The following is a 23,306-nucleotide window of genomic DNA, read 5'->3' on the forward strand; positions in this document are numbered from 1 at the left end:
AATGGTTATCTTACGAATCAAAAGTCCATTTCTCTTTATGTAGGTAGCACTTCGGGAATGGAGTTGCGGATTTAAGGCTAAATACTTTCTTCATAATTTCGCTATACTTTTTATGGTTAATAACTATGTTTTGTATTGCTCTCACAACACTTACAACTTGAAGTGTTATTTGGAAACCGATAGGCAAAAATGGCTCAACGATGTCAATTAACGAGAAAATCCTACGATAATCTATCAAGTGATAGAGCAAAAGACGTGCCAAGTTAAATATGGCACGTCTTTTGCCAGTTTTGTCAGTCCTTTTATGGGATATACAACAGCGCAAACTCCGCCTTTCTCCGTTTGAGCAGCATGGCGTGGCGTTTTCCTTTGTAGTTGCAGAAGGCTATATACTCACGGTAGATGTTCCTGTCACCAGCTTCCAGCTTCTTGATTAAGGTGCTTTTGGGGATTGTTTTGCTGCCTAACAGCTTCGCCGGTCCCACATTGTAAGCTAACGTGCCAAGCAAAATCGAATCAACCCCGAATTTACGGAACATGGCGACAAATTTGCGCAGGTCTTTCCGCAAAAGTTCATCCGCATCCCGTTTTGTCATGGTTCGTGCCGAATACTTCTCGTTTGGCAAAAGTTTGTGACCCCAACCGACGTATGGGTAGTGTTTTTCTGAGTGCCAGCCTTCAAAGTAGCGGCAGCATAAAAAAGCACGTTCCATAAGCGGCAGTCGGTAGATTGCCGCCTGCCCGTCCGTTCCCTCTTGGCGGCTGATCTGCGCGGACACAGAACAGACCGTCAGAAGTGAACAGAGCATTGTCATGAATACACGCATCATTTCAACAAGGGGCTGAAGTTGCCGATGGGAACGATGGTAAGATCGTCGTCCTTTACATTCCTGTTGTTGAAGTCAAATTCCAGTTCGTAGGAGTTGCTAAAGTTATCCTCCACCACCACGATGAAATTATGCGCCTCATCACCCGCCGCCGTGTAGTACAGGCGGAATTTTTCGTTCTCCAGCAGGTAGCGGTCGTTAGGCAGGAAGGTGATGCCGTTATCCATTTTGAGCGAGCCTTCCCCCTCGAACTGGAAATAGCGGATGGTATAGAGCGTACCCGAAAAGTCGCCCTCCTTTTTCAGTTCACAGCGGATTTCCACTGTCTGCCCCTTTACTACCTTGTTCGGCACGGGCATGACCTCCACCGTGAAGGGATAGGACTGCTGGATGTCCATGTCATCGTCACATGACACGAGGGTGAATGACATGGCGGCTATCAGGCATAACGCCACTGCCTTGAATATTGATGTTCTCTTGTTTCTGTTGTTCAGTATGTTCATTGTTCTTCGATTTTTAGATGGTTGTTTTTCTGTTTTTTCGTTGTCAGTTGCAGGTACTCGTTCAAGTCCTTGCAACCGTCATAGAGGGAGGAACGGTCGGTGACACGTTCCCCGTATCGCATGGTAAGTGCGGCAAGCGTCCGCCGTCCGGCTTCGTCACGGTCGAGGAAGCAGCCGATGCGCCCGTATCCGTCCAGCAATCCCGCCGCCTTCTCCACGTTGGCGACAGAGTTCAGCACAAGACAGTCAGCGTTACCGGTTACGCCAAGCGTCACAGCGGAGAGAAAGTCCATGAAGCCCTCGAACACGAGGTACTCGTCAGCCGGGATGTCATTCGCCTTTACCAGTGATACAGACTTCGGAGGTATGCAACCCTTGAAATATCGGCTTCTGACTTCATAGCCACCCGCCATGTTCGGAAAGCCAACGGCAAAATACCGTTTCCCACGCACACCGTAGTTCAAGCGGCAGCAGTGACGGGATGCGATGGCGTAAGGGATGCCCCGTTCCTCTAAATACTCCGTCAGCAGTGAGCGGAGCAGCGGAGCGACCTCCACATCCTCAAAAACGGATTCGGTCGGCTTCGAGAGATAGACGGGCTTTTCCCATCCGGCAACCGTCATATTGGCGGCTTCCGCTATGAACTTCGCTTGCTTCATGAAGTCATCGCTTTGCAGAAACTCCCCGGCAAGCGTGAAGATGTCGCCGCCCTTGCCCAAACCGAAGTCGTACCAGAGCTGTTTCGCCACGTTCACACGGAAAGAGGGTGTGCGCTCGCCCCTGTACGGGGCGATATACCACAGCTCGTTACCGCTACTTCTGACAGGCTCATACCCCAACCGTGCGAGGAAGTCCGCAAGCGGCATCTGTCTGACAGCATCTATTTCCGTCCGTTCCATGCCCGTGTCAGTTGATGATGAACTTGATGCCGACCCCGAACTGCGTGTGGAACTTCCGTGTGTCGCCACCCCACAGGCAACGCTCACGCAGATTGGCAAGTAGGGCGATACGGTCTGCCACGTAGCACTCCACATCGAGCGTCAGCGCACCGCCGTAGATAAAGGCGTCCCGGTCGTGCAGCGTGGAGCCGTCATGCAGCACTTTCTTCCCCCAATTCACAGACTCATATCCGGCGAGAGCCGAAGCCCCGGCATAGACGAACACGATTTTTCGGGCGTCCGACAGTATCTTGAAGTAATAGCCGCCCTCCGCCGTGAACTGCGCCACGGGTATCTTGGTGTCCTTATAGAGGTTGTTCTTCAGGAGGTATTCGCCACCGAACACCCACTTGTTCCCCTTTTTCGTGTAAGTGGAGAGTGCCGCCCCGAAACTGTACCCGCCACCCTTGCCGCCGGGATTGAAGCCGTCCGCCATGTCCGCCCTCACCTCGATGCCCTGCATCTTCGGCAGACACCGCTGGGCGTGCGCCTGCCCCGTAAAAAGGGCAAGCGACGCGATGATTATTGCGATGTACTTTCTCATGGTCAGCGCACTTGAAGTTCATTGATGGTACCCGCGCGTACCAAATCCTCGTTCTCAATCACGAAGGACTGGTGACGGCCGCCGTTCTTCTCGTTTAATTCCACCACGAGGCACTTGTCATCGGGGATGGTGAACTTCGCCATCGTGAAGACTGTGCGCTCGCTCTTTTTGCCCGGCACGAGTGTGGCGTAGTTCTGCGCACGGAGCGGCAGAATAATCTGCTCCTGCACGGCAGTACGCTTTGCCATCTTCTTGTCCACGATTTTCCAAGTGATGTAGTCCACATCGAAAGGCACGTTGCTCTGGTTCTTTATCTCCGTGTGGAAATAGAGCAAGCCGTTGTGCGTGTAGATGCCTTTCAACTGGTATTGGATGCCGAAACGCTTGCAGCCGATATGCTTCACCTCGCGCTTGTTCTGCTTGTGGATGGACTTCATGATAAGGCGCACCAGCATCGGGCTTTCGCTGCCCAGCTCTTTCAGATAGATTTCCTGCGCGTTGTTCGGGCGGTTCACCGTGCTGCCGTCATGGATGAAGTCGCACATCTCCACGTTGAGCAACAGCGGTTCGGCGGCGTACTTCACGTTGAAGGTGTAGAAACTGCCGTCTTCCGTGATGACGGACATATTCGTTTCGTTGGGGAAATTCCGTACCGTAGCCTTCACACGGATGACGTTCTCCGCTCCGTCGGCTTTCCCGGCAATCAGGTCGGGCGAGCCTAAATCGACATAGCGCACCTCCGCCGGAAAAATGACGTGGACGGTCTTGTCGTAGGTCACTTCCAGACCGTGCGGCGGTATCATGCGGTCGAAGGCCAGCTTGCGCGACAGCCCGTGATACAGGTCGCCGTCCGCCTCCTTCTGCGGATAGACCTCCTTCGTCAAGGTCGGCTGTTCATTACTTCCGTTGTTCTGTTCAACGGTTACATTCTCCTGCGCGTTGGCAGTTGCGATGCCCATAGCGAGGGCAAACATGATGATTACTTTTCTCATTACTTTTGGTTTTTTAGTGGTAAATGGTTTTTATTGATTGTTGTTTTCAGTCCTTTTCCTGATAGAGCATGACCCTGTACCCGGCTTTCAGATGCACCTTGACGGTGCGCATCTTCTTGGCGATGTACTGGCTCGTGCCTTGTATCAGCCCCTTGCCCAAATCGGAGGCGAGCTGTGCCCCGGCATTGGTGGAGATGTTGATGCTGCTCCCCAATGAGCCGCCCATGTTGGCGGCAACCTCCCTGACGGCGTTCATCTCCATCGAGTTTGGGATGAAGATACCGGGCTGTCCGTCCGTGTCATAGACCGCAAGCTCCACCGGGATAATCGTGCCATCGTATTCCAGCGAGGTGACCTCGATGTCGAGCCGCTCACCCTGTATCTTGCCCGTGCCGACCACCACTGCATTGCGTGGGATAATCCTGCCCGCCACCGCCATAGGCTCCAGCAGGCGCAACCTTACCGTCTGTCCGTCCATCACACCATGCGCACCATGCACACACGCCGGTATGGTGTTCCGGTCCGATACCTCTGTAGTGCCGACAGCCGTGTTGAACCCCCGGTTGCGTTCCTGCGAGAAGGTGGCGACAAACTCCGCGTTGCTCATGGGCTGTGCAAGGGAGGAAACGATTTGGCGGGTCACTTGCCTTACGGGTGTCGCCGTGTTCTTCTTTCCCTTCTGCACGGTGGAAGGCTCTGCCGCCTGTTCCGGCTTTCCTCCGTTCTGACCGCCCATGTACTTTGCCGCCAGCTCATAGGACTTCTCCATAAGTGCCACCTGTTCGTCCATAGATGAAGTCCTGCCTTTTTCGCTTTCCAGTTCCGATTCCAGCGAGGCGATGCGCTCCAACAGCTCATCCATCTCGGCATTGTCGTTCTTCGGCTGTTCGTAGAAGTTGCCGAGGGTGGCGTTCAGGTCACGGTAGGCGGCAGCGGAGGATTGGATAGTCTGCGGTGTGGCAGGCTGTGCCTTTTCCTCCTTGCCGCCCGGATTGGCGAGGTCGAAGTCCGTCCCGTCCTCCGTTCCAGCTATCTCGCGGTCGAACATGTCGCCCAGCTGCCCGATGGCACGGTTGCGGCTCTCCAGACGCTCCTCCATCTCCCCATGCTCGTAGGCTTTCAGTTTGTCGCCGATAATCTGCTTGTTCGCCTTGTCAGCGTCGGGCATCTCGGTGTTGTATCCGTCCGTTCCCGGCTGTTGCTCCTTGCCGGAGGACGGGGCGAATATCAGCCACATCGCCCCGATGAACACCAGCACCATAGCGGGCAACACGATCATCTTCTGCCGTTTCAGCCGTTGCGCCTCTGTCAGCGGTTCGCGCTCCTTTTTCGGCTTTCCCGTGTCGGGAGCGGTTTTGTTCTCTTTCATCGGTTCATTCTTCGTCTGTTCCATATAAATAAGGTGTTAAGTGATTGTCTGTTTCCGCCGGGGTCGGCAGTTCCACCCGTCCGGCGTGTCCCGTTTCCATGCGTGAGCCATCGTTTCTGCCGATGTCATAGATGGCTCTGCCGAAGGTGTAGAGGGCAAGCACCGTGAAGGCGGCGAGCATCCCCAGCACGATGCGGCGGCGTGTTTCCGGCGGCAAGCCGTCCAGATACCCTTTGAGCCTTGCCACCAGCTGTTTCCGTTTGTCGTGGAGCTTCCAGTACACGCCCCACATTGTTTTTCTGATACTTTTTACTTTCCGTTTCATAATCCGTTACCGTTTGATTGTCTGTAAATCCTTGTTCTCAATGATGGTGAAGCCCTCGATGGTGAAGCCATTGGGGTTGTCGTCCGACCGCGATGCGTTCAGCAGGCGGCAGGTGGTCACGAGGCTGCGCTCGGTGACGTTGCTCTGCCGGATGATTTTCTGCGTGGCGTAGGTCACGGCACGGTAGGGATAGGCGTTGAAGTCGCACACCACGCTGTCCACCTTCAGCACTTGGTTGATGTTCCCGGCGATGATGCGGTTGTAGTACCCCTTCTCGGCGAAGTCCGAATAATAGTGGTACACGCTCTTGTCCGCCAGCAGCAAGGCACGTTTCACGTTGTGTTCAATTGCGCTCTTTTCGGGCGACAGCGTGAAGAACAGCTCGTGGAAGCGGCGCACATGCTCCCGCGCCTCCGCCGGGCGGTTCTGCGACAAGTCCTGCGACAAGGCGAGCATCAGGCTCTTGCCGTTGTCCAGCACATAGATTTTCTCCCGTTGCTTCTCCGCGAAACGGTAGGAACTCCACACGCTCCATACCGTCACCACGGCGCACAGCGAAAGGAAGACGATACCGAACAGGCGTATCTGCCTGAACGATGATTCGATGTTTCTGAGTGACTTAAATTCCATTCTTAATTCTGTTTCAATGATTCTACATGATTGTTATTTCAGCAATTTGCCGGCACGTCCCATCATATTGCCTGTCGCAGCTCCGGCAACACTGCCCGCCATTCCTCCGGCACGTCCCGCCATCTGGTTCACGTTGCGACCGTAACCGCCCATGCCTCCGGCTTGGATAATCCAGCCGGCAACGGTGGGAATGGTGAAGTAGCCGATGATGCCGATGCAGAGGAACACGATGTACACCCCGTCGCTCGAATCCAGCGAGAAGTTCGGGTCTGTCTGCATCCGCTCGATGTCGCTTTGCAGCATCAGCACCTGTATCTTCGCCAGTATGGTGCTGAACATGTCCGACACCGGCAGCCACAGATATACCTGTATGTAGCGGCATATCCACTGCGTGAGCGTGCTTTGGAAACCGTCCCACACCGATATGGCGAAGGCTATCGGACCGAGTATCGCCAGCACCACGAGGAAGAAGGTGCGGACGGTGTCTATCACGAGGGCGGCGGCTTGGAACAGCAGTTCCAGTATCTCGCGGAAGAAGTCGCGGATGCTCTTCTTCATGTTGTACATTCCCCGGTCGATATACATTCCCGCCATCGTCACCATGTCGGAGGGCGACCAGCCGAGTTCCTCCAGTTGCTTGTCAAATTCCTCGTTGGACACGAGGTAGGCGGTTTCGGGGTTGCGTACCATCGCCTCGTATTCCAGCTTGTCCTTCTGCTCCCGGTATCGGTTCATGTCCAGCGTTTCCGCCTCCAGCATCTTTGCCGTGCCCTGTACGACGGGTGAGAGGATGCTGTTTATCGTGCCCAGCACCACAGTCGGGAAGAACATGATGCACAGACCGATGGCAAAAGGGCGGAGCATCGGGAATACGTCTATCGGTTCGGCTCTCGCCAGCGACTGCCATACCCGGTAGGCGACGTAGAACAGCGCACCCAGCCCGGCGATGCCTTTCGCCACACCCGCCATGTCCCCACATAGCGGCATCATCTGCTCATAAAGTGAGCGTAAAATCTGATGAAGGTTATCGAACTCCATAGGCTTACCAGTATCTTTCGTTCATGTTCCCGTACAGCCCCATGATGCGGTCGAGGTCGTTCTTTTTCTTTGCACGCAGATAACTCACGGAGATGTTCTTGTTGGTGTAATAGCTCACAAGGTTGCGGTAACGCTTCATTTTGGAGTAGCAGCGTTCCACCACATCCATGCGCTCCTTGTCGGTCATGGAGAGCGTGGTGATGTTCACCACATTCTTCAGTTCCGTCAACACTTCGTTGCTCTCTTCCAGCAGTTTCGTGTAACCGAAAGCGATTGCCGACAGCTCTTCTGGTCTGAAATTTCCATCACGGAGCATCCTTTGGAAACTGTTTACATAAATGTCGGTGATGTCGCCTACCATCAGGATGGTCTGCTGCACCTTGCGGGCGTCCTTGACGAGATTGTTCACCGATTTGAGGGCATCGTAATACTTTTTGCCCTGCTGATAGATTTTCACCGTTTCCTGAAAGTTGCTCACCATGTTCGTGGCGGTCTTGGAGGTATGGATGATGTTTTTGGAGGCATTGATGATACCCTGCGCCAGATTGCCCGGATCGCTTACGACCCACTGTGCGCTTGCCCTGCCTGCGAAAAGCAGGCACAGGCAGATAATCATTGTTATTCTTGTTCTCATGTTACTTTGGATTTTAGTGGTTGTTATTCTTCTGTCGGGTGTCCCGGCTGCGGTTTCACCCGCACATAGTCGCCGCCCGGCGAGAAGGTCAGCACGTCCGTTGCCTCGTTGTAGGACACGTCGATGCGGAAGCCGGTGTTCATGAACAGGTTGTCGTTTTCCTCCTGCAAGAGATAGGTTTCCGGTTTCAGCTTGCGGCGCAGACCGCTCCGGCGGAACACCGTCACCTTGTAGGCTTCGCCCTCCTTGTAGATAAGCACGTCGGGCTTCCCCTCCACGCTCTCCCAGTTCCCGCACAGCATATCACGGAGGTTGTCGGCCACGTCGCAGGATTGCAGCATCATGACCGCCAATCCGATCAGACACTTGCTGACTTGCAGCATTTTCACTTTCTGTAAACTCATACGCATTTTTCTTTTTTCGTTGATAAATTCATTTTTAATTGTTGGTTGTTTCCTTGTTTCTCCGCTTCTCGGCAAGTTGCCGGATGGCGGCTTCGATGTCGCCGCCCAACTTCTCCGCCAGACGGTAAACCTCCACTTTCTCCGTTTCCTCGGTGGTGTACGCCAGATACTCTTCTGCACTGACCTCGGTGGCATAGACCGCCGATTGTGTGCCACCCAAGCCTATCCACACCTCCTTGTAGAGCCGTGAAGGATTGTTCGCCATGTTGATGGAGAGTATCTGTCCCTTCTCCTTTTCCGTCAGTCCGAGCAACGCCTGTATTTGGTCGAACTTGTTCATATATTTCCTTTGGTCAAGCAGGATTTTACAATCCGAGTTGTTGATGATGCTCTCCTTGACCACGGGAGAGGAAATGATGTCGTCCACCTCCTGCGTCACCACGATTGCCTCGCCGTAATACTTTCTGACGGTCTTGTACATATAGCGCAGGTATTCAGCCATGTTCGCTGAAGAGAGAGCCTTCCAAGCCTCTTCCACAATAAGTTGTTTCCGTACCCCTTTCAGACGCCGCATCTTGTTGATGAAGGCTTCCATGATGATGATGGTCACGACGGGGAACAGTTCGCGGTTTTCCTTAATCGAATCTATCTCGAAGACAATGAACCGCTTGCCGAGCAGGTCGATGTTCTCCGTGGAGTTGAGCAGGAAGTCGTAGCGTCCGCCCCGGTAATACTGCCGCATGGTGGTGAGCATGTTGTCGATGTTGAAGTCGGACTTCTCCACCTTGATGTCACGCTCAGCCAGTTCCTTGCGGTAGTCGTCACGCATATACTCGTAGAAGGTGTTGAACGACGGCACGATGCTACGGTCAGATTGGATACGCTCAATATAGGCACTCACGGCACTGCCCAGTTCGCCGCTCTCCGTCTTCGTCACCTTGTCGTCCTCCGATTTCCAGAGCGTAAGAAGCAGGGTCTTGATGCTGTCCTTCTTCTCTACGTCGAAGATGTAGTCATCGGTGTAGAACGGGTTGAACGATATGGGCTTCTCTTCCGTGTAGGTGAAATACACGCCGTCCGCTCCGCCTGTCTTGCGTCGGATCATGCCGCACAAGCCCTGATAGGAGTTTCCCGTGTCCACCAATACCACATGTGCGCCTTGCTCATAATATTGGCGCACGAGGTGGTTCATGAAGAAAGACTTGCCGCTGCCCGAAGGACCCAGCACGAACTTGTTGCGGTTGGTCGTGATACCCCGCTTCATGGGCAGGTCGGAGATGTCAAGGTGCAGCGGTTTTCCCGTGAGCCTGTCCACCATCTTGATGCCGAAGGGCGAGAGCGAGTTGCGGTAGTTGGTTTCCTCTGTGAACAGGCACACCGCCTGTTCGATGAAGGTGTGGAAACTCTCTTCCGCCGGGAAGTCCGCCGCATTGCCGGGTATCGCCGCCCAGTAGAGTGTCGGGCAGTCGATGGTGTTGTGGCGCGGCACGCATTCCATGCTTGCCAACTGGCTGCCCACGTCGTTCTTGATATGCTTCAGTTCCTCCGCATCGTCGCTCCACGCCATGACGTTGAAGTGTGCCCGTACCGAGGTCAGTCCGTAGGAATGGGCTTCGTTCAGGTATTGGTCTATCCACTCGCGGTTGATGCTGTTGCTCCTTGAATAGCGAGATAGCGACTGCATGTTACGGGCGGACTTCTCGAACTTATGCAAGGTTTCCTCACTGTTGTCTATCAGCACATACTGGTTGTAGATATGGTTGCAGGAGAGCAGAAGCCCCACCGGGGAGGCGAATGACAGTCGGCAGTCACTCCGGTCGGTGGAGAGCTTCTCGTAACGGGTGTCGGTAGCCACCTTGCCCGGCAGGTCTTCCGCGTCGGAGAGGGTGTGCAGACACAGGCGGTTGTCGCCGATGCGCATCTCCCTTGCCGAAAGCTCGATGTCCTGCAAGGTGGTGTCACCTTCCGACATGAGCGAGAAGTAGCGTTCAATAAGTCCCGTATTTCCCTCAGTACCCACAATCTCATCGGTGGAGAGGCGGCGCAGCCTGACAAGCCCGCTGTCGTTCATGATGCGCTCGAACTGTTCGCAGGCTTCCAAGAACTTGGTCGTGGTTTCCCTGTCCAGCTCCTTCGGGATGATATGTCCCCGGCACAGCGTGCTGAAATTGCTCTGCATCCGGTTACGCTCCTTTGTTGTCTTGGTCAGGTAGAGGTAGCAGGTGTGTTTCAGGTACGGACGCTCGTTGAAGTGACGCTCGAAAGAGCGGCTTAAAAAGCTCATGTCGTCCTTCTGAAGCTCCGGTTTGTAGCGTTCCTTGATGAACCAGTCCTGTTTGTGGACGACGGAGTAGTCCGGCAGCACCTTGATAGCCTTGCACCAGCAACTGTGTATCGCCTCGTACTCCGCACCCGTCACGGTGTAAAGTTCCGGCAGTTCCACCTCGAAAGCCACCGTGATGTCGGCGTCCTTTGAGATGATGCAGCCATGCTCCACCGCTAAAAGTGGGAACCTGTTTTCCAGTGTTGTCATTTTCGATGTATTCCTCATTGTCTTTCTTCCTTTCGTTGTCGTTTGAACAGACGGGGTATCCGCCGCCGGTTGATAAGGTATCGGGGATGGCTCCGTGCCGCTCCTAATTTCATCAGCCCGTGTTCGCCGTACCGGGCGTTCAGCGCGAAGGTCTGCCATACAAGGAGGGAGGACGATGCCGCGCCGAAGCCGATACATATCCACTGGTCGATACCGACCATGTAGAGGATGACGAACAGGACGAAGAGAGCCAGCAGACCTCCGCAGAAGATGAAGAGGTACTGTGCCTTCAAGCCCTTGAACTCTACCGGACGGCCGATACCCTTGTTGATTGGGTATTCAGCCATACATTATTTATTAAAGGAAGAATGAGCGCAGGATGGTGGCGGCAACAATCAGGAAGATGCACGCGCCGAACCACGAGGCGGCTGTCTTGCTGGTGTCGGGGTCGCCCGATGAAAACTTGCCGTACACTTTTACGCCCCCGATAAGCCCGACGACTGCACCGATGGCGTATATCAGTTTAGTTCCGGGGTCGAAATAAGAACTCACCATAGAGGTGGCTTCGTTGATGCCCGCGATGCCGTTTCCCTGCGCGAAAGCGGAGGCGGTTGCGGCGATGACAAGTGCCGCGGAGAGGATTGCTTTTCTGTTTTTCAAGATGTTCTTGTTCATAAACTGTTCTTGTTTTTTGCCGTCAAAAGGGTGGATGGTCCTTTGTCGGGCGGTTGATACTTTGTTTCTTTACTTTGGTTTTAGTGGATGCCCGTTTGTTTCCACGGACGTGGGCGTGTCCGTTGCGGATAGGGATGCGCCTTGCGTTTCCTCGCCGCGTGGGTTGATGTCATTCTTTCATGTTCATTTCTTTTATTGTTGTCATACATAGTTGCGAATGTCGAACTCCTCGATGTTGTCCGGCACGACGAACTCCTTTTCAGGTTTCTTCAGCCGAATCTCGATAAGCCCCTTGATGCGGATGCCTATCTCCGAAGAGCCTTCCATCATTTTCTCGTACAACTCCGTGCCCTCCATGTCGGTGAACACCTTGGCCGCCTTTTCACGTTGCGCCTGCGTTGCATCCGGGTTCTTGGCGGTCTTGCAGGCGTCGTCGATCTCGTCAAAGCTGCTGCCCGAAGCCCGTGGCGTGTCCGAAGCGTCTTCATCCGGTTCGTCGTCCCCGTATCCCAGTTCCTCCGGCGGTATGCTCGTGAAGGTCTCATCGAGCTTTTCCTCCGGGACTTGCGCCGGGCGGGACGCGGTTTCCGTGTTTCCGTCGTCAAAAGTAGCCTCTTCCTCCGACAGCTCAATGCCTTTTTCCATAGTGGCGGCTTCTTGCGTCGGTATGGCAGCGGTTGTCCGGGTGGATGCCATCCTGAAACGGCTCTTGCCGATGATGTCCGCCTTTTCCGCAGGGACTTCCTCGTGTGCCGCTATGCGTTTAGCCTCATTCCCGTCCAGTGACCGCCATAATCCGACAATGCCCTTGAAGAAGCGGACAATCCGCGTGTCCATGATGCGCTCGTAAAGGAGCAGGAACAGGAACCAGAGGTTGCAGCCGACCGATACCGCCAGCAGAATGTCTGTCATGCTGATTGTGTAATTCATATCCTTCCGTTTTTGGTTAGAATACTGAATTATAATTTCGGGCATAAAGGCTCTTTATCGCATCCTCGCACTGGTTGAAGTGATGCGTCAGCACATGGTCGATGTAAGCGGACAGCATAAGCCGGTCATGCCCGATTACACGGGTGATACACATGATACGCTCGTGGTACTCCGGGCGCACATACGCCATTTTCCCCTCACGTGCCTTTACTTCCGGGTCGCGGATGAACAGGCGTTCATAGTCCTTCTCACTGCATTTGCCGCTTACCGGGACAGGCGACAGTATTTCCACACTCGCCTGCACTTGGGTAAACATACCTCCGCAGTCTTGCTGTGGTCTTTTTTCATTCGGTGTCATTTCTTTTTCCATTTTCAAATCAGATCTTCACGTTGTTTCTTGTACAGTTCGTTGATTCTCTCCTTGTGCTGTTCCAGATGCTGGCGCAGCACGGTATCCACATATCCGCCTACTGAGATTTCCCCTCCGGCGATGTCGTTCACGATTCTGAGGATCTTGCCGTGGACGTCACGGCTGATATAGACACATTGGCGGGTCTTTATCTCGTTGCGGCGCAGGAATAGCTCGTTGTAGTCCTCGTCCTGCCTTTTCCGGCGTCCACTTTCCCTCTGCGCTTTTTCCCGTGTTACGGGTTGCACAGGAGATGGTTCCGGTGCGGCGGTGTCCTCTTCGGTCGGTGCAGCTGCGGGTACTTCCTGTGCGGGGCGCAGTGTCCCGTCCTGTGTGCGCCGCCCGATGGAGGCTAACAGCAGTTCCTCGTCGATGCCTTCCGTGTTCACTTTCCTGCTGCCCATGCTCACTGCGGTCTGATGATGTCGCTTATCTCTTCGGAAAACTCCCGGATGCCACTCCCTTTCAGCAGTGCCGTGTCCATCGGGAAGATGGTGGAGCGGAAAACGCTCTTGCGCTCTTCCGAAAGGTCACGGCGGAACTTCTTGCTGTCGGGCAAGCGGGTGGAAAGTACCGGAAAGCCCATTTCGGCTATCACTTCCTCGTAGATGCCGTACAGGTCGTTCCTCTCCCTGCCGTCCACCATCGTCCAAAACAGATAAAGCCCCTTTGTTTTCGCCTGTCCGGTAGTCATCAGCCTGTCGCGGAACATTGTGACGAATTTCAGGGTACTCTCCACAACAAAGCGGTCGGCACTCAGCGGAGTGAAGATGTAGTCCATCTGCGAGAGCGTCTTTATCACGCCGTTACTACGGAGTGTGCCGGGCATGTCGAAGAACACCACGTCGGGTTTCATGTCCTCAGTGGCAATCATCCTCTCGGCATCGTCGAGGGCGTTCACCGCATTGCTCTTGACGATGGTGTAGGCGTTCTTTTTGATCCGGCGGAAATGGTCGCAAGCGAGAGCCTTGAAGTAGGTGCTGCTGTCGATAAGCCCCATTTCGTGTTCGCGCAGCCCGTGGATGCTGTGCTGCGGGTCGTCGCAGTCCACGACGGCGACATTGTAGCCTTTCACGTTGTGCAGGTAGCTGGCGGCAAGTGCCGTGACAGTGGATTTGCCGATGCCACCTTTCTGTGTTGCGAATGCAACGAAGATTTCCTTACTCATAGTTCCATTTATTTTAATTGTTGAAGATTTCTTTTTCTATTTATATGCGGATTTGGTTGCTACATTATCCGCTTCAGTGAACAGACACACGGGCGGGTCATCGCGTATCCGGTTCTGTGGTGAAGCGGTGCGGCGAACAAGTGATGAATGACGACACTGCGTCATGAAGTCATTGAATCCGTACTTCACCGGATTGTCGGATAACCGGGGTTCCGACGGTTCGGGTATCCGCTTCGGCAAGTATCCGCCGAAGCGATTGTCCGGGTATTTGAATGTTCCTTTTCTCATATTTTCAAATCGTTCGTTTCTTGAATCATGCTGCAAATAAACAAGTATATTTTGGAACCTGTATCACTTCTCCGGCAAGTGGCAGCACGTTGCGCCGGTTGGCAGTCATTGACCGGGTCAAGCATCTGTCCAATACAGCTTTAAGGGCGTAACTTTGCCCCCCGGACAGCAGGGTTCGCCGATGGTGCGCGGCCCGGAGTCCTGAAAGGTATCTTCCCATCCGTCCCCTGACGGATTTTTATGTTCACCTGAACATAGCAAGGTATGTTTTCAGCCGCTCAAAATATTTTGAGCATCCCGGAAAACGCCTTGCCCTTGCAGGGGGCGGGCTTTCCCTCCGAAGTCGGAAAGCCTTTCAGAACTGCGGTGCTGTGATCCGAAGCGGCGGCTTATGCCGTCAATCCGCTAAATCCAAAGTAATATGAAAGAGAAAAGGAAAAGCAAAGCAGGGAGAAATCCCAAACTTGATCCGGCGGTGTACCGTTACACCGTCCGTTTCAACGAGGAGGAACACAATCGTTTCCTCGCCATGTTCGGAAAATCGGGTGTCTATGCACGGTCGGTTTTCCTCAAAGCGCACTTCTTCGGACAGCCGTTCAAGGTGCTGAAGGTGGACAAGACGCTGGTGGACTATTACACCAAGCTATCGGATTTTCATGCGCAGTTCCGCGCCGTGGGTACGAATTACAACCAAGTCGTGAAGGAACTGAGGCTGCATTTTTCAGAGAAAAAGGCGATGGCGTTGCTCTACAAATTAGAGCAACACACCGTCGAACTCGTGAAACTGAGCCGCCGGATTGTGGAACTTTCAAGGGAAATGGAGGCGAAATGGTCGCAAAAATCAGTGTAGGAAACTCGTTGTACGGCGCGATTGCCTATAACGGGGAGAAGATTAACGAGGCGCAGGGGCGGTTGCTTACGACCAACCGCATCTACAATGACGGTTCGGGAAAGGTGGACATCAACAAGGCGATGGAGGGTTTTCTCACCTTCATGCCGCCACAGATGAAGGTGGAGAAGCCGGTGGTGCATATTTCGCTCAACCCACATCCGGAGGATGTGTTGACCGATGCGGAATTGCAGGATATAGCCCGCGAGTATCTGGAAAAACTCGGTTTCGGCAACCAGCCTTATCTTGTTTTCAAGCACGAGGACATCGACCGCCACCACCTGCACATCGTGACGGTGCGGGTGGACGATAACGGGAAATGTATCAGCGACAAGAACAACTACTATCGTAGCAAACAAATCACCCGTGAGCTGGAGAAGAAATACGGGCTGCACGGCGCGGAGCGCAGGAACCGCCGGCTTGACACGCCGCTAAGCAAGGTGGACGCATCGGCAGGTGATGTGAAGAAGCAGGTGGCTGGCACTGTGAAGGCTCTGAACGGGCAGTACCGTTTTCAGACGATGGGCGAATACCGTGCGCTCCTTTCCTTATATAATATGACGGTGGAGGAAGCGAGAGGCAACGTGCGCGGACGGGAGTATCACGGGCTGGTTTATTCCGTCACGGACGACAAGGGTAACAAGGTGGGCAACCCGTTCAAGTCCTCGCTTTTCGGGAAGTCCGCAGGTTATGAAGCCGTACAGAGAAAATTTATCCGTTCCAAATCAGAGATTAAGGACAGGAAGCTCGCCGACATGACGAAACGCACCGTTCTTTCCGTGCTGCAAGGCACTTATGACAAGGACAAATTTGTATCCCAACTCAAAGAGAAGGGCATCGACACCGTACTGCGCTACACGGATGAAGGGCGTATCTATGGAGCGACGTTTATCGACCACCGCACAGGATGTGTACTGAACGGCTCTCGCATGGGCAAGGAGCTTTCGGCGAATGCCTTGCAGGAACACTTCACCCTGCCATACGCCGGACAACCGCCGATACCGTTATCCATCCCTATGGATGCTGCGGACAAGGCATACGGACAGACCGCATACGACCGTGAAGACGTATCGGGCGGAATGGGCTTGCTCACTCCCGAAGGTCCGGCGGTAGATGCTGAGGAAAAGGCTTTCATCCGGGCGATGAAGCGCAAAAAGAAGAAAAAGCGCAAGGGCTTGGGTTTGTAATCGGAGTATCAACAATTAAAAAATCAATGTATGTCACAACAAGAAGACGATTTGAGGGCATTGGCGAAAATCATGGATTTTCTGCGTGCCGTGAGTATTATTTTAGTGGTTATGAACGTGTACTGGTTCTGTTACGAAGTCATCCGGCTGTGGGGCGTGAACATCGGTGTGGTGGACAGAATCCTTCTGAACTTCGACCGCACGGCGGGGCTGTTCCATTCCATACTGTACACAAAGCTGTTTGCCGTCCTGCTGCTTGCCCTGTCCTGTCTGGGTACAAAGGGGGTCAAGGGAGAGAAAATCACTTGGGGAAGAATATGGACGGCACTCGCCGCCGGGTCCGTGCTGTTTTTCCTAAACTGGTGGATACTGGCTCTGCCGCTTCCGATTGAGGCGGTGATGGGGCTGTATGTCCTTACCATCGGTACGGGCTATGTCTGCCTGTTGATGGGAGGTCTGTGGATGAGCCGTCTGTTGAAACACAATTTGATGGAGGATGTTTTCAACAACGAGAACGAGAGTTTCATGCAGGAAACAAGACTCATCGAAAGCGAGTATTCGGTCAATTTGCCGACACGCTTCTATTACAAAAAGCGTTGGAACAACGGTTGGATCAATGTGGTGAATCCCTTCCGTGCGTCCATCGTGTTGGGTACGCCGGGCAGCGGCAAGTCATACGCCGTGGTAAACAATTTTATCAAGCAACAGATTGAAAAGGGCTTCTTGATGTACGTGTATGACTTCAAATTCAGCGACTTGTCCACCATTGCCTACAATCATCTGCTGAACCACCCTGACGGCTACAAGGTGAAGCCGAAGTTCTATGTGATCAACTTCGACGACCCGCGACGCTCTCATCGGTGCAATCCCATTCACCCGGATTTTATGGAAGATATTACGGACGCCTACGAGAGTGCCTATACAATAATGCTCAACCTCAATAAAACGTGGGTGCAAAAGCAGGGTGACTTCTTTGTGGAATCACCTATCATTTTGTTCGCCAGTATTATATGGTATCTTAAAATCTATCAGAACGGGAAATATTGCACGTTTCCCCATGCCATCGAATTTTTGAACCGCCGCTACGAGGATATTTTTCCGATACTGACTTCCTATCCCGAACTGGAGAACTACCTTTCCCCGTTCATGGATGCGTGGCTCGGAGGGGCTGCGGAGCAGCTCATGGGGCAGATAGCGTCGGCAAAAATTCCGCTTTCGAGGATGATTTCACCGCAGCTCTATTGGGTGATGTCGGACAGCGAGTTTACGCTGGACATCAACAATCCCGAAGAGCCGAAAATCCTATGCGTGGGCAACAATCCCGACCGTCAGAATATCTACGGGGCGGCTCTCGGATTGTATAACTCCCGCATCGTGAAGCTCATCAATAAGAAGGGGATGCTGAAGTCGTCGGTCATCATAGACGAGCTGCCGACGATATATTTCAAAGGGTTGGACAATCTTATAGCTACCGCCCGAAGCAACAAGGTTGCCGTGTGTCTGGGATTTCAGGATTTCAGCCAGCTGGTGCGCGACTACGGTGATAAGGAGGCGAAAGTGGTGATGAATACGGTCGGTAACATTTTCTCCGGGCAGGTGGTAGGTGAAACGGCAAAGACACTATCGGAACGATTCGGTAAGGTGTTGCAGAAACGGCAGTCTATCTCCATCAACCGGCAGGATGTTTCCACCTCCATTAACACGCAGATGGACGCGCTTATCCCGCCCAGCAAGATTTCCGGTTTGACGCAGGGAATGTTTGTCGGTTCGGTGTCCGACAACTTCAACGAGCGTATCGAACAGAAGATTTTCCACTGCGAGATTGTGGTGGATGCCGATAAGGTAAAACGGGAGGAAAGTGCCTACAAGAAAATCCCCGTTATTACCGATTTCACTGACGCAGACGGCAACGACCGCATGAAGGAAACGGTGCAGGCAAATTACCGGCGCATCAAGGAGGAGGTGAAGCAGATTGTTCAGGAGGAATTGGAGCGCATCGCGGGCGATGACAACCTGAAGCATCTGTTGCAGCAGAAGTAACCTATTAAAATAAGGGAGGATAGCTAAAATCCTCCCTTATTTTAATATTCCTCCAAAAGTTTATTTTGACGTAAATCTTCAATGTAACATGCTAAGTTACTTGAAACTTTATTAAATACTTTATCAAGATATGGGATGATATTTTCCAAATTCAATTCCAACTCTAACGGGAAACTATGATATTGATGTAAAAACCTTGTGATGTCATTTCTTTCTGAAACAGATAAAAGCAAAAATGGATTACTGTTTTTATAATATACCATTGCTGAAAGATGAATAAAAGCGCATCCTAATTTATAAACAAAAAAAGGCCAGCCATAAAATTTATCAGCTAAATCCACCATTTGTTTATCGGTCACGACTTTCTTTGTATTGGGATAAGACCATTTTATTCCCTCCAAAGTTTGGTTTATAAAATGCTCTCTAAGGTTTAAGTCGCTAATTGACAACAAAAACATAACTCTTACCATAGAATCTAATTCTTGACGCAGAATAGATATTACCTGCCCATATAATTGTTGTTGCAACAAAATATTTATAGCGCAAGAATGTTCTCCTGACCTTTGAGTAACTATATCGCAAAATAAATTAATATTATTTGTTTTCATTGTTGAGTGATTTCGCTTATAAGATATAGGATTTACTATTGGTTGCCACATATATCTGATGCGGCATTTCTTTTTCGTTGTATATTATTGTATGGTTGTCGCACAAGGTCATTCCCAGCCTTTCAACCACACGGATGGATGCCACGTTTTCCGGTCGGATACTGCAACAGACAGTTTTCAGTTCCAGCTCTCCAAAGGCGTATTCCAAACACGCGCGGGCGGCTTCCGTACCGTAACCGTTATGCCAGTATGTGTTATCGAGTATATAGCCAAGCTCGACAGTCTCGTTCCCGTTTAGGGTACTATTCATCAGACCGGCTTGTCCTATCAATGCGCCGCTTTCTTTCAGTATGACGGCAAAATATCCGAACCCGTCCTTGCGGTATCGGATGAGTTGCCTGTTTATCCATTTGCGCACGTCCTTTTTGGTAAAGCCGTGTTCCCAAGCGTACATGACTTCCGGCTTTCCCATTATGGCAAGGAGTGCGTCCATATCCTTACGGGTTATCCTGCGGATAAGCAGCCGTTCCGTTTCCATGACGACCAGCGATGCGGAATAGGTCTTTATCTCAAATCCGTCCTCTTTCCATTCCTTCACAAGCCTGTTGATCGTTTCTTCCACCAGACTGTCATAAGCGGCATCGGGAATAACCTTTATAAAAAAGGTGTCACGGGTTTCTTTCATGACCCATTCGTTGATGTCTTTCAGTTCCTTGCCTTCGGGAATGTAATTCTTGTGTATCATGAACTCGTTGATGTTGTCCGCCAACAATTCTTCCAACTGATAACGGATGTCATCCTCCAGTTCGGCAAATGGTATGGTTTCCTCTTCATAGATGCCTTCTATTAAAACATCATCCTCTTCCATATCCTCGTCCGGTGTCTGATTGCCCCGTTTCATGTCCAACATATCCTGCGCGAACTGCCCGGATTCCTTGTCCTTGTACTTCTTGGCATATTTTTCCAGCAGTTCCCAGTCCTGACGGCTCATCGGGCATTTGAAAACGGCTCGTTCCACCTCGTTACAGCGCACCATGTCCGCCTTCACATCATCGGGAAGCGACCGGCATTCCTTGCAGATATGCCGCGAGTGTCCTTTGCCGCTGAATTGCTCGTTGGCTTTGTACTCGCTACAAATCCGACAGTAATGCCCCTGTTGTTTCTTCTTTTTCGCCACCATACCCCGTTATTATATCAACAGTTCTTTTCCTTTATCGGTAAGACGATATTTCTGCCGGGGATGTTTCGGATTTTCCGGGTAAATAGGCTCTACCAAATTCTGCCTTATGGCTGGATACAGATATAGTTCTAAAAAATTACTTTTGTCCTTTAATCCTATCACACACATAATCTCTTTGGTTGAAAGTGTCTGTGTGCCGATTGCAGACAACACCTTTTCCACCTGTGGGGTAACTGTGGGGTGACTGTGGGGTAACTGTCGGGTAATTGTCGGGTCGTGCCCCACAGTTTTTCGGGTATAGCGGAAAATAACCCATACACTATTTCCATCTGTATGAAACTCCGGATCGGGAATGCCGACACGCCGGCATTCGCTTATCATAAGCCCGATGCCTCGTCCCCAGCTTTCCAGAACCTCGCTTTTATACAGAACATTCGCAATAATCAGGTTTTGAGGTTCTGAATTATGCCCGCTCAATAACTTTTCCATTGTTATATCCGGCGGAAAAGTTCCACTGTTCTCAATCTCCACACGGTCATCATAGATGGCAATTCCTACCGAACTGCCGGGACGGTGGTATGAGCGGTGGCAAAGGGCATTTGTGCAGCATTCCCTCAATGCCTTGTAAGGAATCTCAAGCTCTTCCTCCCGATACAAGCCTTCAACTTTGCCCGAAAGGGAAAGATGCTTGAAAAAGAACGACATTGCAGTGTCCAGCAGTGTGTAGATATTGCCAGTGGTACGCTGATTGTCTATAAACTCGTCTTTTGTAGTTCCTTTGAAACGCGCCAACCGAAGCAGGCACTGGGGATAGAAGTAAAAATCACGACCGAACAAGACTGCGGAAGCATTATTCAGTTTTCCGTCATGTAACAGGTTGAATTTTTCGAGTATGGTCGGCAAATCCTCCCTTATGGTGGCTTCGGGTAGGCGACCGCACCGGATGCCTCCACGTACCGCTCCCATAATGGCATGTTCATCAAGGTCAGTAACTTTGATGTCGGGATTCGTCATCGCCTCCCAAGCGTATTTCCCACCTCGCTGCATAAGCAGTTGGTTATATACGTCTTGCGGCATGGAGGATGTCACGCTCTCCAATCGAAGATAAGCCCGTCCCTTATAGGAGAACGGACGCATATAACGTTGGCTGTCCGCAGACAAGGCTATCACACTCTTGTCTGTATTTTGGATACTGATATACGAAACTTCGAGTGTGGCAAATGGTTCAAAACGCCGGATGGCTTCCGCAATATCACGCTTCGTCTTGTCGCTCACTTCCTGCCCGATGATCTTTCCTTTGTCGGTCACACCGAACAACACCGTGCCACCTTCGCTGTTAAGGAAAGCGCAGAGCGTTTCCATGCCGCGCTCCAACTGCCCGGTGGTTTCCTTGAACTCCACCTGCCCGTTTTCCTTTTCGGCTATCAGTTGTTTTACTATATCGAGGTTGTCTATGTTCATATTCAATTCGTAACAATTGTACAAAGATAGCGTTTTTCGCTGAAATTCGGGGCAATAGCGCGCCGAAAACGCCCTTTTTCGTATAGATTTTACTCAAACGGGAGAACAGCATGATACCATTCTCCCGCTTATACCTGATTTTATCTTCTCATACGTTCCAGCTCTTCATCGCGCAGCATTCTCTCGTTCAGTTTCTCCTGCATCTTGTCGAGGAAATAGGTACGGCTTTCGTTTTTCCGACGTTTGATGTCGGTATAGAAGCGGTAGCAATCCTTCGACTCAATACCGAATATCTTGTAGAGAATCGGGGCGAGCTGTTTTAGCGGCATATTGCCGTTGTTGATACAGCCCATCTCGTCTATGCCGTAGATAAGTTCCACGAGGTCGATGGCGTTGCCCGTCCAAAGAAGGCTGGCGGTGGTTTCTGTTGCGTTGTTGGCGGATATTAGTGGTGGCACTTGGGGCGTGGCAAGGAATTTCTGCATCTTTCTTACGAAAGACAGAGCCTTGCTGACGTAGGCGGCAATCTCTCTTTTTTCTTCTGACAGATTACGTACGGGATGGTGCTGCAACTCGATTTCGATGTAGGCAAGCGCGATGACGGTAAGGTTCATGTCCATGCCGCCGTTGCACAGTTCGATCACTTGGGTGGCGAAAGCCGTGTATGCCGTTTCCATATTGCAGTCGCCGGCTTCGTTTATCAGGCGGAAAAAGTCGGTTTCCGCCAGCAAGAAATAATTCATGGTTCTGTCAATTTTGAAAATTACACTTTGTTTTCTGCGTGCGCACATGAATATAATTGGCAAAAAACGCGGCAGAAAATAAAAAATCCAACACTCAATTTTACAAAGTGCTGGATTTCAGAGGTATAAAATTCAGTATTTTTTCACAAGGACAAATTATCTCCGACTTAAATTGTTTGTAATCGGAACATTTATTCTATTCCTGAAAATAGAAATGTATGCTTGCCGCACATTTTGGCTATCTTGCTTTTTTATCAAGGATATAGATAATGCGACATACACCGTTGGGATAGCTTTTCAAAGAGGAAAGCGTCCAGTGTTGCTCTGGCAGAGCCGACTTAAAAAAATGTCGTCCGCTTCCGGATATGAAAGGAACGGTGTATAGTATGATTTCATCCACAGCGTGCATCCGCAGCAGTCCGTTTATATAGTCTGCCGTGTCCGGTGTGGCTTCCGCGAGGTAACGGATGTTTGTGCAGTCTTTTCTCCATTCGTGCAGCATTGAAATGGAATAGTCCGGTGTCACACGGTAAAAGGCTTTCTTCCTGATTTCATCAAGACCGCAACGGTCAAGGCACAAATCCTGATGTGCTTTATCATATAACTCTGAAGAAAGACATCCGTCCATCGTCAGTACGGCGAGAATCTGAACTTTACCCATAATCGTTTCCTTTCGTTAGGCAAGGGTAAAAAAGTAGCGTGCAATTCACACTACCTTCAAGCGATGGCTCTGGTAAAGCCTTTACGGAGAGTACGTGAATGCACGCTATGCGTAAGCATAGCATAAGCATCACGCAATCGTCTCCGTAGTTCCAATTTACCAGATTTTCGCTTGAAACGCCTTGCGGTCTTATCCTATATGTTGGCGGCGAAAAGCTCCTGCCAATCGCCGTTTTTCTCAAATGTTATGCAAAGATAGCCAAATTCAGTGAATTACGGGCTATGATTGCTTGAATTTATATTTAATCTCCTATGCGCACTTTATCTCCTA

26 protein-coding genes are annotated in these 23,306 nt (G+C 51.5%); 3 read left to right on the plus strand and 23 right to left on the minus strand.

Annotated features, from left to right (window positions below; all coding sequences use genetic code 11):
* Nucleotides 1-302: 302 nt before the first annotated feature.
* The 18 genes from DEM91_RS00540 to DEM91_RS00625 all read right to left on the minus strand — a co-directional run bounded on the left by DEM91_RS00540 (nt 303) and on the right by DEM91_RS00625 (nt 13,919).
* Nucleotides 303-830: a glycoside hydrolase family protein gene (locus DEM91_RS00540; protein ID WP_004291526.1), complete on the minus strand. Its 528-nt coding sequence runs from the start codon at nt 828-830 to the stop codon at nt 303-305.
* Nucleotides 827-1,330 (minus strand): DUF3872 domain-containing protein, encoded by a 504-nt coding sequence (locus tag DEM91_RS00545; RefSeq protein WP_004291525.1) that lies wholly within the window; start codon nt 1,328-1,330, stop codon nt 827-829. Before DEM91_RS00545 ends, DEM91_RS00540 begins: the two co-directional genes overlap by 4 nt.
* Nucleotides 1,327-2,229: a toprim domain-containing protein gene (locus tag DEM91_RS00550; RefSeq protein ID WP_249857461.1), complete on the minus strand. Its 903-nt coding sequence runs from the start codon at nt 2,227-2,229 to the stop codon at nt 1,327-1,329. The genes DEM91_RS00545 and DEM91_RS00550 overlap by 4 nt, the downstream gene beginning before the upstream one ends.
* 7 nt (nt 2,230-2,236) lie before the next feature.
* Nucleotides 2,237-2,812 carry a conjugal transfer protein TraO gene (locus DEM91_RS00555; protein ID WP_008675852.1) on the minus strand — a complete coding sequence of 192 codons (576 nt, stop codon included), beginning with the start codon at nt 2,810-2,812 and terminating at the stop codon, nt 2,237-2,239.
* 2 nt (nt 2,813-2,814) lie between these two features.
* Nucleotides 2,815-3,804 (minus strand): conjugative transposon protein TraN, encoded by a 990-nt coding sequence (traN, locus tag DEM91_RS00560; RefSeq protein WP_009017930.1) that lies wholly within the window; start codon nt 3,802-3,804, stop codon nt 2,815-2,817.
* 46 nt (nt 3,805-3,850) lie between these two features.
* A complete protein-coding gene (traM, locus tag DEM91_RS00565; protein ID WP_008674619.1) occupies nt 3,851-5,197 on the minus strand; it encodes a conjugative transposon protein TraM in 1,347 nt (448 codons plus the stop codon).
* Nucleotides 5,178-5,465, minus strand: a complete 288-nt coding sequence (locus DEM91_RS00570; protein WP_009292471.1) for a TraL conjugative transposon family protein — start codon at nt 5,463-5,465, stop codon at nt 5,178-5,180. Before DEM91_RS00570 ends, traM begins: the two co-directional genes overlap by 20 nt.
* 39 nt (nt 5,466-5,504) lie before the next feature.
* On the minus strand, nt 5,505-6,128 hold the full coding sequence (traK, locus tag DEM91_RS00575) for a conjugative transposon protein TraK (RefSeq protein ID WP_005861666.1): 624 nt from the start codon (nt 6,126-6,128) through the stop codon (nt 5,505-5,507).
* A 33-nt stretch (nt 6,129-6,161) separates the two neighbouring features.
* Nucleotides 6,162-7,166, minus strand: coding sequence for a conjugative transposon protein TraJ (traJ, locus tag DEM91_RS00580; protein WP_005861668.1), 1,005 nt, complete (start codon nt 7,164-7,166; stop codon nt 6,162-6,164).
* Nucleotides 7,167-7,170: 4 nt separating this feature from the next.
* Nucleotides 7,171-7,800 carry a DUF4141 domain-containing protein gene (locus DEM91_RS00585; RefSeq protein ID WP_002560978.1) on the minus strand — a complete coding sequence of 210 codons (630 nt, stop codon included), beginning with the start codon at nt 7,798-7,800 and terminating at the stop codon, nt 7,171-7,173.
* Between the two features lie 23 nt (nt 7,801-7,823).
* The gene (locus DEM91_RS00590) at nt 7,824-8,204 is read right to left on the minus strand and encodes a DUF3876 domain-containing protein (RefSeq protein ID WP_249857462.1); all 381 of its coding nucleotides are present in this window, start codon (nt 8,202-8,204) and stop codon (nt 7,824-7,826) included.
* Between the two features lie 34 nt (nt 8,205-8,238).
* Complete coding sequence (locus DEM91_RS00595; RefSeq protein WP_249857463.1) at nt 8,239-10,755, minus strand: TraG family conjugative transposon ATPase; 2,517 nt, start codon at nt 10,753-10,755, stop codon at nt 8,239-8,241.
* Nucleotides 10,752-11,084 carry a DUF4133 domain-containing protein gene (locus DEM91_RS00600; protein ID WP_008764731.1) on the minus strand — a complete coding sequence of 111 codons (333 nt, stop codon included), beginning with the start codon at nt 11,082-11,084 and terminating at the stop codon, nt 10,752-10,754. The genes DEM91_RS00595 and DEM91_RS00600 overlap by 4 nt, the downstream gene beginning before the upstream one ends.
* A 10-nt stretch (nt 11,085-11,094) precedes the next feature.
* The gene (locus DEM91_RS00605) at nt 11,095-11,412 is read right to left on the minus strand and encodes a DUF4134 domain-containing protein (protein WP_002560983.1); all 318 of its coding nucleotides are present in this window, start codon (nt 11,410-11,412) and stop codon (nt 11,095-11,097) included.
* Nucleotides 11,413-11,613: 201 nt separating this feature from the next.
* Nucleotides 11,614-12,342, minus strand: coding sequence for a conjugal transfer protein TraD (locus DEM91_RS00610; protein WP_249857464.1), 729 nt, complete (start codon nt 12,340-12,342; stop codon nt 11,614-11,616).
* A gap of 16 nt (nt 12,343-12,358) precedes the next feature.
* Nucleotides 12,359-12,712 carry a DUF3408 domain-containing protein gene (locus DEM91_RS00615; protein WP_249857465.1) on the minus strand — a complete coding sequence of 118 codons (354 nt, stop codon included), beginning with the start codon at nt 12,710-12,712 and terminating at the stop codon, nt 12,359-12,361.
* Between the two features lie 2 nt (nt 12,713-12,714).
* On the minus strand, nt 12,715-13,155 hold the full coding sequence (locus DEM91_RS00620) for a DUF3408 domain-containing protein (RefSeq protein ID WP_004291503.1): 441 nt from the start codon (nt 13,153-13,155) through the stop codon (nt 12,715-12,717).
* 2 nt (nt 13,156-13,157) lie between these two features.
* On the minus strand, nt 13,158-13,919 hold the full coding sequence (locus DEM91_RS00625) for a ParA family protein (RefSeq protein ID WP_249857466.1): 762 nt from the start codon (nt 13,917-13,919) through the stop codon (nt 13,158-13,160).
* A gap of 709 nt (nt 13,920-14,628) precedes the next feature.
* On the opposite strand from DEM91_RS00625, the gene mobA reads away from it, so the two are divergent.
* From mobA to mobC, 3 genes are read left to right on the plus strand one after another with little or no spacing between them, the layout of a single operon-like run.
* Nucleotides 14,629-15,057, plus strand: a complete 429-nt coding sequence (gene mobA / locus DEM91_RS00630; protein WP_002560988.1) for a conjugal transfer protein MobA — start codon at nt 14,629-14,631, stop codon at nt 15,055-15,057.
* A complete protein-coding gene (mobB, locus tag DEM91_RS00635) occupies nt 15,036-16,283 on the plus strand; it encodes a conjugal transfer protein MobB (RefSeq protein WP_002560989.1) in 1,248 nt (415 codons plus the stop codon). Before mobA ends, mobB begins: the two co-directional genes overlap by 22 nt.
* Before the next feature lie 30 nt (nt 16,284-16,313).
* Nucleotides 16,314-18,323 carry a conjugal transfer protein MobC gene (gene mobC, locus DEM91_RS00640; RefSeq protein WP_002560990.1) on the plus strand — a complete coding sequence of 670 codons (2,010 nt, stop codon included), beginning with the start codon at nt 16,314-16,316 and terminating at the stop codon, nt 18,321-18,323.
* A gap of 41 nt (nt 18,324-18,364) precedes the next feature.
* Here the strand turns inward: mobC and DEM91_RS00645 are convergent, their stop codons facing one another.
* The 5 genes from DEM91_RS00645 to DEM91_RS00665 form a co-directional block, all read right to left on the minus strand.
* Entirely contained in the window at nt 18,365-18,931 is a 567-nt protein-coding gene (locus tag DEM91_RS00645; protein ID WP_002560991.1) for a hypothetical protein, read from the minus strand.
* Between the two features lie 16 nt (nt 18,932-18,947).
* Complete coding sequence (locus tag DEM91_RS00650) at nt 18,948-20,111, minus strand: GNAT family N-acetyltransferase (RefSeq protein WP_002560992.1); 1,164 nt, start codon at nt 20,109-20,111, stop codon at nt 18,948-18,950.
* A 9-nt stretch (nt 20,112-20,120) separates the two neighbouring features.
* On the minus strand, nt 20,121-21,572 hold the full coding sequence (locus DEM91_RS00655) for an ATP-binding protein (protein WP_002560993.1): 1,452 nt from the start codon (nt 21,570-21,572) through the stop codon (nt 20,121-20,123).
* Nucleotides 21,573-21,712: 140 nt separating this feature from the next.
* Nucleotides 21,713-22,315: an RteC domain-containing protein gene (locus DEM91_RS00660; protein WP_118236412.1), complete on the minus strand. Its 603-nt coding sequence runs from the start codon at nt 22,313-22,315 to the stop codon at nt 21,713-21,715.
* 238 nt (nt 22,316-22,553) lie between these two features.
* Nucleotides 22,554-22,976 (minus strand): dihydrofolate reductase family protein, encoded by a 423-nt coding sequence (locus tag DEM91_RS00665; protein ID WP_004291474.1) that lies wholly within the window; start codon nt 22,974-22,976, stop codon nt 22,554-22,556.
* Nucleotides 22,977-23,306: the final 330 nt, after the last annotated feature.

The organism is Prevotella sp. TCVGH (assembly GCF_023522295.1).
Classification (GTDB): Bacteria; Bacteroidota; Bacteroidia; order Bacteroidales; family Bacteroidaceae; genus Prevotella; species Prevotella timonensis.